This is a genomic window from Alkalibacillus aidingensis (assembly GCF_014595945.1).
Taxonomy (GTDB): Bacteria; Bacillota; Bacilli; order Bacillales; family Alkalibacillaceae; genus Alkalibacillus; species Alkalibacillus aidingensis.
Genome location: NZ_JABXWU010000001.1, coordinates 634,443 through 645,963, shown reverse-complemented (window position 1 = coordinate 645,963; position 11,521 = coordinate 634,443). Strand labels below are relative to the sequence as shown.

Sequence of the window (11,521 nt, the reverse complement as noted above, 5' to 3'; positions counted from 1 at the left end):
ATAAATCAAATAATAAGAGGTTGAAGGAGATCCTGGGAAACCAGAATCTCCTTTTTTTGAGCAAAATAAAAATCTAAACGGGTAAGTAGAGCTCATTTCTTTTCTACTTACACAGTTTAGATTTAGTTAAAATAATTATTCCTTAGTATCCCTTTTGTTTAACTTTGATCTTGCCTGTCCACTTACTGAAGCCACCTTTTAATTGGTTTAAGTCTTGATATCCTTTTTTACGCAAAATATTAGCAGCTTTTGTTGACCTAGAACCTCGCTGACAGTATAGATATACAGCTTGGTCTTTTCGTATTTCACCTAAACGCTGTTTTAATTGTGATAACGGAATGTTTCTTGCACCAAGAATGTGACCTCTCTCAAATTCACGTGGCTCGCGTACATCAATTAATTGCGCTTTCCGGTAGCCTTGTTTGAACTGTTCTTCTGTAAGCGTTTTTAAATGCTTTTGAATACGAAGGTTCCTAAAGACCCCAAATAAAATGAGTAAAGCTATAACTACTAAGATAACTAATAACGTTCCCATCACGCTTCCTCTCTTTCTTCTATGTCTATTCCTATTATATGAAGGATTTCTAATACTTTCAAAGTTTTTTTCTATTGGCTTGTTCTAAATCTATGTTACAATATATTTTCCTTATTGTCAGAAGACAGGATTATGTTACTCTTTTTTTAAATAGTCTTCTGATCGGTCTTGTTAAATAGTTGCCAAGCTAAAACTAATAAGATAAATATAATAAACCATTCTAACATGGTTATCACCCTTTCTAAACCTGTTAAAATTCTATGTTACAATATCATCGTTTTTTTGTCACAACCCCCTAACCATTTAGGTGAAATTGGATAGAAAATGAGTCCTTTTACCGTGTTGACTTTTTTGTAGAAATATGTGCCGAACACAATATATTGTTATTTAATTAAAAACGAAACACTATATATTGATTTATTTTTCATCCTTTGTTAGTGTAATGGTAGATTAATCATTTACTCGATTGAGACTAACAATTTTATATTACATGACGTGGAGGAGGAAACACAATGCAAGGTGTAGTAGAAAAAGACTTAAAATTGGATGTTGACTTATTGAATGAAGACATCAAGCTATTTCCTCACGTACATCCGATTACAGATGACATGACCACAACACATAAAGGTGTGTCGAGATTGGTCATGTTAGATCGATATGCATTTAAGGATACGGAGAAGAAAACGTTAAAGGCAGGAGACTTTGTTGTTCTAACTATAAAAGAGGACCCGAAGTTTCCAGCAAGAGGTACAGGTTTTATTGTTGATTTAGATGTCGAGAACAATAAAGCACTAGTAAGAGTTGAAAGCGATTATGCTAATTTACTAGAAACAGAGGCTGAACAAGAAACAGGAATCATTGAACGATCTTTAAGTGTGATTGATAAGCCATTAGAAGTTTATTATGAGCAAATTGCTTTAAGAAATGCAACTGGACTGGCAGAGGTTGAGACCTCAGAAGAAAAAAGGCAAGAATGGTTTCAACGATTCTATGATGAGTTATCGTCACTAAACTTCATCCCAGCCGGTCGTGTTCTTTATGGTGCAGGTTCTAACACAGATGTGACATATTTTAACTGCTATGTGATGCCTTTTGTTAAAGATTCAAGAGAAGGAATTAGTGATCACCGTAAGCAAGTTATGGAGATTATGTCACGTGGTGGTGGTGTTGGTACCAATGGATCAACTTTAAGACCACGAAATGCTTTAGCTAGAGGGGTAAACGGAAAATCGTCTGGTTCAGTTTCTTGGTTGGATGATATTGCGAAATTAACGCACTTGGTCGAGCAAGGTGGTTCAAGACGTGGTGCACAAATGATTATGCTTAACGATTGGCACCCTGATGTTATTGAATTTATTATTTCAAAAATGCAAAACCCAAGAATTCTACGTTATCTGATTGAAAATATTGAAGATGAAACGGTTCGTCAGTTAGCAAAGGATAAATTAAAGTTCACACCACTATCAAACACTGAAATTCAAATGTATCAAGGTATTGTCAATTATAAACATATTGAAGGCCATGGTGGGTTTACAGAGGAGAATATTAGAGAAGCGGAAATGAAATTGCGTGATGGTGGTACATATAGTGTTCACAATCCAGAGTTTCTAACGGGTGCTAATATTTCTGTTTGTATCACTGATGAATTCATGAAAGCAGTCGAGAACGATGATTGGTACGAGCTTCGTTTTCCAGATGTAGAGAACTATACGGATGAAGAAATGGAGTTTTATAATAGCTACTGGAGTGAGGTAGGAGATGTCCGTGAATGGGAGCAAAAAGGTCTCGCGATTAAAACCTATCAAAAAATCAAAGCTAAAGAATTATGGAATTTAATTAATATTTGTGCCACTTATTCTGCAGAACCTGGGATTTTCTTTATTGATAATGCCAATAAAGAAACAAATGCTTCAGCTTATGGCCAGAAAGTCGTGGCTACTAATCCATGTGGAGAGCAACCACTTGCTCCTTACTCTGTTTGTAACTTAGCTGCAGTTAATCTTGCGGCAATTGCTGATAAGGACGAGAAGAAGCCAGACTTTGAAAAATTAAAGCTCACCGTTGAAACAGGAGTAAGGATGCAAGATAACGTCATTGATTCTACACCTTACTTTTTAGATGAGAATCGAAAGCAAGCATTAGGAGAGAGACGTATTGGTCTAGGTGTAATGGGCTTACACGATCTATTAATCTATTGTGAGACAGAGTATGGCTCTGAGGAAGGTAATGAGTTAGTTGATCAAATTTTTGCGACCATTGCAACGACTGCTTATCGTGCTTCAATTGAACTTGCGAAGGAGAAAGGGAGTTTTCCTTTCTTAATCGGTGATACTGAAGAAGAAACACAACATCTACGTGAAAATTTTATTAATACAGGTTATATGAAAAAAATGCCAGAAGATATACGAGAAGATATCTTGAAATATGGTATTCGAAATTCACACTTATTAACCGTTGCACCAACTGGTTCTACAGGAACAATGGTCGGTGTATCAACCGGTTTAGAACCATACTTTTCTTTCACTTATTATAGAAGTGGTCGCTTAGGCAAGTTTATAGAGGTGAAAGCTGATATTGTTGAAGAATACTATCAACGTCACCCTGAAGCTGAACAAGATACCTTGCCAAATTGGTTTGTGACGGCAATGAGTTTATCACCTGAAGCACATGCTGATACGCAGTGTGTGATTCAACGCTGGGTTGACAGCTCGATCTCTAAGACCGTTAACGCTCCAAAGGGGTACCGAGTCGATCAAGTAGAGCAGGTTTATCGTCGTCTTTATAAAGGCGGTGCCAAAGGTGGTACTGTATATGTAGACGGCAGCCGTGACACACAAGTATTATCTTTAAAAGCAGAAGAGAACGACTTCTCAGAACAAACGGAGCTTTTTGAGGAAGAAGAGCAAAAAGTAGTTTTAATGGACACCGTACAGGAACTTGATAAAACGAATGTAACAATTGGATCTGAAGTCGGTGATACTTGTCCAGTATGTCGGAAAGGCCATATTGAAGATGTCGGTGGTTGTAATACATGTACCAATTGTGGAGCGCAGTTGAAGTGTGGGCTATAAATCATTTAAAATTAGGAGTTTGATCTCTTTGAGGTCAAACTCTTTTTTCATATTTCTGCATTTCAATACATAAAATGAATAGTCAATTCATCTTAAAGAGGTGCTCTTACGTGTATGTGGATGGTGTATTTTCTGGTGGTGGAGTAAAAGCTTTTGCCTATTTGGGAGCTTTAGAGGTACTAGAAGAAAATCAAATCGAATTTAAACGACTCGCAGGCACTTCAGCAGGTGCTCTAGTAGCTGCTTTGGTGACTGCAGGTTATACAGCTAATGAGCTGGAACATATTTTTCAAGATTTACACCCTAAAGAGTTATTGGATGAATCCCCATGGTTTAAAAAGGTGCCATTTTTGAAATGGCTAAATATTTATTTTCGAATGGGTATTTATAGAGGTGACAAGTTAGAGGAATGGTTAACAGAACTTTTATGGAAAAAGGGTATCCATACATTCGCTGATATAGAAGAAGATCAGTTACATATAATTGGGACCGACCTAACCAATGGAAGAATTACTGTTTTTCCTAATGATTTACATAACTACTATGGTATTGACCCTACAACATTTCCTGTTGCACGTGCAGTAAGAATTAGTGTGAGTATCCCCTATTTTTTTCAACCGGTAATCTTACCGACTAAATCGCGCTATAGAAGTGTCTTAGTTGATGGTGGTGTATTAAGTAATTTCCCGTACTGGATATTTAAGCCGGAAGAAAATCAGTCATCAGAAAGACCAGTTTTAGGTGTGAAGTTAAGTTCGAGTGATGCTTATATAGATAAAGCAATACCGGCTCGAACAATCGATAACGCTTTAAATATGTTGGATGGGTTATTTCAAACATTAATTAGGGCACACGATGCTCGTTATATCTCCAATGAGGATGCAAAGAATATCATTTTTATTCCTATTGATCAGGTGAATGCAACTGACTTTCATCTTGATGAGGATGAAAAGAACTACTTACTAAATCTAGGTCGAAGTAAGGCCAAAGCCTTTCTTAAAAAAAGAGGTTATCTTGAGTGAAGTAACCCCACATGATCGAGGTCATGTGGGGTTATTAATTTTTTTATTTTTTATTTCCTCTAATTACTTTTAAATGACTTTTTTGAACATGATTCCGTTTTGATAATTTAGATGGTTTTCTCACTTGTGATTGATATCCCATATGGTGATTTGTGGTTCCATACTTCTGTTTAGATTGTTTAACAGCTTGATGATAGCCTGACTTAGGTGATCGACCACGGTATATTAAAAAGTAGTAGACAGCTGCACCAATTAGAGCTGTGAAGCCAAGCATCATAAGAATACCTTGAATGAATTCGATTGGACTATTAAATAATTGCCCAAATATTCCAATTAAAGCTAGAGAACCAACAATGTATATGATGATTGCATTCTTGCTTCTTGGCATAACGAACCCCTTTCCAGAATAGCAAACGTTTTTACCGTTACCAATTTTTTGATTTGGTTCCATTATACCACGTAAGCGTTTGTTTATACATTTCATCACTATTTAAGCTAAGAATTTTATTTGCTACACGATCGCATGAAATTAAACTGTTCGTACAAGATAAAAACAAAAGGGGTGTAAAGAGTAATGGAACAAAAATTAACGTTAATTTTAAAAAGTTTAGTGACTGGATTCATTGGAGCGATCATTTTTGGCGCATTAGGAACAATCGCTTATTATTTAAATTTCTCTGAAGTATCTCATGCAACATTTATTATTCGTTCGATCTTTGATGGTGAATGGACGACTGGGATCCTAGCAGAACTAATTAGTTTAATGGTTTTAGGTTTCATCGGGGTGATTCCAGCTTTAATTTATTATTTAGTATTGAAAAGGTCGAATGGAGTAACTCCAGGTCTGTTATATGGAATGGTCTTGTGGGCGATCCCGTTTATACTCTTAAACCCATTATTTGAATATGTCCCTAGCCTATATTCAATGGATAGTGATACAATTGTAACAACCGTTTGTCAGTTTATCTTGTATGGAGTTTTTGTAGGATATACTATATCTTATGAGTATCATGGTGAGCGAATTGAGCAAAAAATCTCACAAAATAGCTAAATACTATGATAAACTGATATCTGAAAGGCAATAAAGGGAGACAAATATATGCGTAAACTCTTATTATTAAATGGTCCTAACTTAAATTTATTAGGAAATAGAAAAACAGATACTTATGGAACAAAGTCATTACAGAATATTGAGGAAGAACTAGTTGAACTTGTAGCTACCATGGGCTTTGAACTCGATACACACCAATCCAATCATGAGGGGGAATTGATTGATTGGTTACACAAAGCGAATGAAACTTATCTGGGAGTAGTCTTCAATCCTGGTGCCTATACACATACAAGCATAGCTATTCGTGATGCAATTGAAGCTATAAAGGTGCCAGTGATTGAAACTCATATTTCCAACATACATAATCGGGAGTCGTTCCGAAATCATTCCTATATCTCACCAGCTGCAGCTGGGCTAGTTGTTGGGTTTGGTCCATTAAGTTATAAAATAGGAGTCTATGCATTAATCGAAAAGCTAAATGAAAGGGAGAGAGAAGATGGAGAAAATTAGTCGTTTACGTCAAAAGATGCAAGAAAAAGATATCGATGGTATGTTAATTACCAACGGTCAAAATCGTCGTTATATGACCGGATTCACAGGAACGGCGGGAGTTGTATTAATTACGCTTGAACAAGCTGTTTTTATAACTGATTTTCGTTATACAGTCCAAGCGAGAGAACAGGTGACAGGCTTTGATTTGGTAGAGCACCGTGGACCGATCCATGAAGAAGTTGCTGAACAAGTAAAAAACTTGGGCGTTAATCGTTTAGGCTTCGAAAAAAACCATGTCACTTATCAGGTGTTTGAAGCTTATCAAAATGTATTAACAAGTGAGTTCATCCCAGTAGATGGACTTGTTGAGCAATTACGCTTGTTTAAAACAGAACATGAGATTAACATTTTAAAAGAAGCTGCTGAGATTGCTGATGCAGCATTTGACTATATTCAAACCGTTATTAAACCAGGTGTAAAAGAGATTGAAGTTTCCAATGAACTTGAGTTCTTTATGAGAAAACAAGGGGCTGTCTCTTCATCATTTGACATCATTGTTGCTTCTGGGTATCGTGCAGCATTACCACACGGTGTCGCTTCTGAGAAAACGATCGAATCAGGTGAACTAGTGACATTAGACTTCGGTGCACTCTATAAAGGGTATTGCTCAGATATGACGAGAACCTTTGCGGTTGGTGAGATTAGTGACCAACTTAAAGAAATCTATAATACGGTTCTACAAGCACAGATTCGTGGTATGGAAGGAATTAAGCCAGGTATCACGGGTAAAGAGGCAGATGCCTTAACACGTGATTATATTAAAGAAAAAGGTTATGGTGATTATTTTGGACACTCAACTGGTCACGGCTTAGGCATGGATGTGCATGAAGGCCCATCACTTTCAGTCAAAAGTGACACCGTCTTAAAACCAGGCATGGTTGTTACAGTAGAGCCAGGAATTTATGTGCCAGATGTTGGAGGCTGTCGTATTGAGGATGATACGGTCATTACAGAAAATGGAAACAAACGATTAACACATTCTACAAAAGAATTAATTACGCTGTAAGGAAACATAGAGGAGGCTTTTTACATGATTTCAGTCAACGATTTTAAAACAGGATTGACTATTGAATTAGAAGGATCTATATGGCAAGTTATTGAATTTCAGCACGTAAAACCAGGAAAGGGTTCTGCCTTTGTTAGATCTAAATTAAGAAATTTAGAAAATGGTAATATCCAAGAAAAGACATTTCGTGCTGGTGAGAAAGTGAATAAAGCACACTTAGAACGCCGTCAGATGCAATACCTATATGCAACGGGAGAAAACCACACCTTTATGGATACTGAAACTTTCGATCAAATCGAAATTCCTGGAGACAAAATCCAGCATGAGTTAAACTTCTTAAAAGAAGGTTTGCAGGTTCAAGTCCTAATTTATGATGGAGACACACTCGGTATTGAGCTACCCAATAACGTTGAGTTAGAGGTAGTTGATACAGAACCAGGTATTAAGGGTGATACAGCGAGTGGTGGAACAAAACCTGCAACGCTTGAAACAGGTTATACCGTTCAAGTACCATTCTTCATTGATAAAGGCGAACATCTAGTGATCAGTACAGGTGAGGGTAAATACGTATCACGTGCTTAATTTTTTAAAATGACAAATAATCTTATTCAAGAAGACACCATTTTTTAGAGGTGTCTTCTTTTTTTAACCCACCGGCTCATCACATTGAGCCTGAAAAACCACATTCGTTAATGAAACTTGATCATCAATAATCTCACCGTCTCTCCTTACAAATGACTTAATCTCACCACTCAAATACGCAATTTAAAACCTGATCACGCTTCGAAATAAGTCTATTTTTACTGTGAAAATGATCCCCAATTGAATATAAATCTATTAAAACATAACGGATTTTTTATGTGCTGTTTGTTCATAACATTGCTAGAGCAAACATATGATAGTGATAAACATAGGGGGATTATAAAAGTGGATCAAAAAGTACTTAAATTTTTACCAGAAAGTCTCGTGAACTATATAAATTATACTTTTAACCTCCAACAACTAGAGGATTTAGAAGAGATTAGACTTCGTGTTGATAGACATCCTCAGCTGATTTTTCATGATCAAGAACGAACTTGTCACAGCTATATTTTTCGGAAGGAAGACGCCACAACGTTATTAGCTAGAATTAGTGAATTCTCTGTCTATCGGTTAGAAGAAGAACTGAGGAATGGTTATATAACCGTTCAAGGTGGGCATCGAGTTGGGATTAGCGGGAAGGTGGCTGTGCACAATGGACAAGTTAAAGCTGTTACACATGTATCATCATTTAATATTCGAATGGCGTCAGAAAAAAAGGGAGCAGCCAAGCATATATTACGTCATATCTCAGATAAAAATCTATTAAACACTTTATTTATTGGGCCACCCAAAAGCGGTAAAACAACTATTTTAAGAGATGTCATTAGAACAATCAGTGATGGTGAAGGTGAACTGTTGCCTACAAGAGTTGGACTTGTAGATGAACGTTCTGAGATAGCGGCCTCCTATCATGGTGTTCCTCAACATGATGTTGGATCAAGAACAGATGTTATGTCAGATTGCCCTAAGGCAGAAGGCATGATGATGATGGTTCGCTCGATGTCACCTGAAGTGTTAGCCGTTGATGAAATCGGACGTGAGGAAGATGTTAATAGTTTAATGGAGGCAATATTTACAGGTGTACAAGTTCTATGCAGTGTCCATGGTTATTCGATTAAAGATATTTTGAATCGTCCGAATTTGGCGCCATTAATTGACAGTCAAGTCTTTAGTAGATATGTCGTACTAAGCCCTAAACCAAAACCTGGTCAGATCATTGGTATTTATGATCAACAATTTAAACCATTAAATTCAAAAGTTAGGAGTATTAAAAATGAAATGGGTCGGAGCAATCATGATTCTGTTCACGTGCACGTGGGTAGGAATCGATATCGCTAGGAATTATTCCAGAAGACCAAAGGAAATACGTGAGTTACTACAGGCCCTGCAAATTATGGAAGCTGAAATAGTTTATGCACAAGAACCCTTACATCGTGTTTTTTCATATATATCAAAACAATTATCATTTCCCGTTTCCGATCTCTTTTACGAGTTAGGAGACGAACTAACTCATAGTGATCGCTCTTTACAGGAAATATGGGATGAAACGTTTTCAAGAAAATGGCGAAACACCGCTATGAAAAAGAAAGAGAAAGAAGTTCTTATTCAGTTTGGACAATCACTTGGACTTCACAATTTAGAGCAACAACAGAAACAAATTCAATTAGCTAAAGTTCACCTACAACATGAATTAGACGATGCTTTGGAGGAAGAAAAGCGATTCTCGGGGATGTTTAGAACGTTAGGGGTCTTATCTGGGATTCTTTTCGTCTTATTATTTATATAAGGAGGTCGATTAAATGACCGATATGTTTCTACTGTTTCAGGTTGCTGGTATAGGGATCATCGTCGCGATGATGCATACTCTTCTTAAACAGATGGGAAAAGAAGATTTAGCACATTGGATCACCTTAATCGGTTTTATACTTGTTCTTGTAATCGTGATAGATTATTTGTCTCGATTATTTCAACAAATAAGGTCTGTGTTTTTATTCCAGATGTTAATGTAAAGGATCGAATAACATGCCATTTCTTCAAATGTTATCTGTCATAATTGTAGCTGCTATCTTGATTATTGTTGTCAGGGAAAAAAACGTATCAATTGGTTTTTTATTGACCCTATTAACAGGGGCTCTTGTATTTTTATTTATCCTAACACAAATAAGTGAATTGATGTCAGTCTTTCAACAGGTTACGTCACGGATGGATGTATCCTTGCTACATTTGGATACGATCTTCAAAGTGATTGGAGTTGCTTACATAACCGAGTTCGCATCACAAGTATTACGTGATGCGAATTTAAATTCAATCGCTATCAAAGTAGAAATTGTAGGTAAATTGTTTATCTTACTGATGGCACTACCAATCTTCATAGCTGTAATAGAAACGTTGATGTCATTTATACCTCAGTAGATTTAGAAGGAGATGTAAAATGGTTAGATTCATAATATCCTTCATAGTAATAGGAATGTTGTTGAGTTGGGGTAATTCACCTGTTGTTGCTGAAGAGGAATCTGATCAAGTTATCGAACCAGAATTAGAGCAGATTCTAGAATCAGATGAAATTGAGGAACAATGGCAAAGTCTATTAGCGGAATACCGAGAATATATGCCTCTCAACCAAACAGATAATTGGCGTGACATTATTGATGATGGATCTATTTTTTCGCCATCTGACTGGATGCATGGTTTGACGGCTTTTTTTTTAGATGAATGGCTAACTAATGGTAAAACCTTAGGTATGTTGATATTTCTTACGTTATTGAGTGTTTTACTAAAAGTACTGATTCATTCGTTTGAGAATCAGTCTGTTGCGAAGGTTAGTTATTTTGTCATTTTTGGCGTATTAATGACCATTGCTGTTGCAAGTTTTAAACAAGCAGTTGATTACACAGTAGAGGCTATAGACGCGATGAGTCACTTTATGGTTTCACTTTTACCTTTATTTTTAAGTATGATGGCTGCTTTTGGCAATGTCGCAACAGTTGCTTTTTTTAATCCTTTCATCTTATTTTTCACACAGATTAGTGGTATTTTTATTTCTTCAATAATTATTCCGTTATTTTTCTTATCAGCTATTTTACACATCGCTACAGAAGTGAACGAGGAGTACAACGTTTCTCAGCTGGCCAATTTATTAAGACAAGTTGCCTTTATCTTAATGGGGGGTTTTTTAACCGTATTCTTATCAATTATGTCGTTACAGGGTGTTAATACGGCAGCTGCTGATGGTTTGGCAGTTCGGGCTACTAAATTTGTAACAAGTAATTTTATACCGGTGATCGGTCGGATGTTTACAGATGCTACAGATACGGTATTGTCGGCTTCCTTGTTGATTAAAAATTCGGTGGGAATAGCTGGAGTTGTTATTATCTTAATCATTACTTTATTTCCAGCTTTAAAGGTGTTGGTACTTGGATTAATTTTCCGTGTAGCTGCCGCACTATTACAACCTGTTGCCGAAGGTCCGATCGTTTCAATGATTGATTGGATGGGAAAGCATATTCTTTATATATTACTAGCATTATTAACGGTTTCAATTATGTTTTTCTTCTCTTTAGTCATGCTCGTTATTATTGGAAACATGTCTTTAATGATTCGTTAAACATTTAAAAATAAAAGAAATCGTTATATATATGGACAACCCAGTCATATAGTATTAATAACTTCATATTTTAACTATGGAGCATGAATTGTCAGGAG

13 protein-coding genes are annotated in these 11,521 nt (G+C 36.3%); 11 read left to right on the top strand and 2 right to left on the bottom strand.

The features are described from left to right. Nucleotides 1-142: 142 nt before the first annotated feature. Nucleotides 143-535 (bottom strand): rhodanese-like domain-containing protein, encoded by a 393-nt coding sequence (locus HWQ49_RS03335; protein ID WP_188206142.1) that lies wholly within the window; start codon nucleotides 533-535, stop codon nucleotides 143-145. 512 nt (nucleotides 536-1,047) lie between these two features. Between HWQ49_RS03335 and HWQ49_RS03330 the strand changes: the two genes are divergently transcribed. Continuing rightward, nucleotides 1,048-3,606: a vitamin B12-dependent ribonucleotide reductase gene (locus HWQ49_RS03330; RefSeq protein ID WP_188206141.1), complete on the top strand. Its 2,559-nt coding sequence runs from the start codon at nucleotides 1,048-1,050 to the stop codon at nucleotides 3,604-3,606. Between the two features lie 110 nt (nucleotides 3,607-3,716). Beyond that, nucleotides 3,717-4,628 (top strand): patatin-like phospholipase family protein, encoded by a 912-nt coding sequence (locus HWQ49_RS03325; protein WP_188206140.1) that lies wholly within the window; start codon nucleotides 3,717-3,719, stop codon nucleotides 4,626-4,628. A gap of 43 nt (nucleotides 4,629-4,671) precedes the next feature. On the opposite strand, the gene HWQ49_RS03320 is transcribed toward HWQ49_RS03325, so the two are convergent. Further along, on the bottom strand, nucleotides 4,672-5,016 hold the full coding sequence (locus HWQ49_RS03320; RefSeq protein WP_188206139.1) for an SA1362 family protein: 345 nt from the start codon (nucleotides 5,014-5,016) through the stop codon (nucleotides 4,672-4,674). 186 nt (nucleotides 5,017-5,202) lie between these two features. Here HWQ49_RS03320 and HWQ49_RS03315 point away from each other — a divergent pair, with 186 nt between their 5' ends. The 9 genes from HWQ49_RS03315 (at nucleotide 5,203) to spoIIIAE (ending at nucleotide 11,423) form a co-directional block, all read left to right on the top strand. Beyond that, the gene (locus HWQ49_RS03315) at nucleotides 5,203-5,679 is read left to right on the top strand and encodes a YqhR family membrane protein (RefSeq protein ID WP_188206138.1); all 477 of its coding nucleotides are present in this window, start codon (nucleotides 5,203-5,205) and stop codon (nucleotides 5,677-5,679) included. A gap of 48 nt (nucleotides 5,680-5,727) precedes the next feature. Then, entirely contained in the window at nucleotides 5,728-6,189 is a 462-nt protein-coding gene (gene aroQ, locus HWQ49_RS03310; RefSeq protein ID WP_188206137.1) for a type II 3-dehydroquinate dehydratase, read from the top strand. Beyond that, the gene (locus tag HWQ49_RS03305; RefSeq protein ID WP_188206136.1) at nucleotides 6,176-7,237 is read left to right on the top strand and encodes a M24 family metallopeptidase; all 1,062 of its coding nucleotides are present in this window, start codon (nucleotides 6,176-6,178) and stop codon (nucleotides 7,235-7,237) included. The genes aroQ and HWQ49_RS03305 overlap by 14 nt, the downstream gene beginning before the upstream one ends. Nucleotides 7,238-7,261: 24 nt before the next feature. Continuing rightward, nucleotides 7,262-7,819, top strand: coding sequence for an elongation factor P (gene efp / locus HWQ49_RS03300; RefSeq protein ID WP_188206135.1), 558 nt, complete (start codon nucleotides 7,262-7,264; stop codon nucleotides 7,817-7,819). A 345-nt stretch (nucleotides 7,820-8,164) separates the two neighbouring features. Next, complete coding sequence (gene spoIIIAA / locus HWQ49_RS03295) at nucleotides 8,165-9,157, top strand: stage III sporulation protein AA (protein ID WP_317450900.1); 993 nt, start codon at nucleotides 8,165-8,167, stop codon at nucleotides 9,155-9,157. Further along, on the top strand, nucleotides 9,093-9,605 hold the full coding sequence (gene spoIIIAB / locus HWQ49_RS03290; RefSeq protein ID WP_188206134.1) for a stage III sporulation protein SpoIIIAB: 513 nt from the start codon (nucleotides 9,093-9,095) through the stop codon (nucleotides 9,603-9,605). The genes spoIIIAA and spoIIIAB overlap by 65 nt, the downstream gene beginning before the upstream one ends. Before the next feature lie 13 nt (nucleotides 9,606-9,618). Beyond that, complete coding sequence (spoIIIAC, locus tag HWQ49_RS03285) at nucleotides 9,619-9,828, top strand: stage III sporulation protein AC (RefSeq protein ID WP_188206133.1); 210 nt, start codon at nucleotides 9,619-9,621, stop codon at nucleotides 9,826-9,828. 13 nt (nucleotides 9,829-9,841) lie between these two features. Next, the gene (gene spoIIIAD / locus HWQ49_RS03280) at nucleotides 9,842-10,231 is read left to right on the top strand and encodes a stage III sporulation protein AD (protein WP_188206132.1); all 390 of its coding nucleotides are present in this window, start codon (nucleotides 9,842-9,844) and stop codon (nucleotides 10,229-10,231) included. Nucleotides 10,232-10,250: 19 nt separating this feature from the next. Next, nucleotides 10,251-11,423: a stage III sporulation protein AE gene (spoIIIAE, locus tag HWQ49_RS03275; protein ID WP_188206131.1), complete on the top strand. Its 1,173-nt coding sequence runs from the start codon at nucleotides 10,251-10,253 to the stop codon at nucleotides 11,421-11,423. Nucleotides 11,424-11,521: the final 98 nt, after the last annotated feature.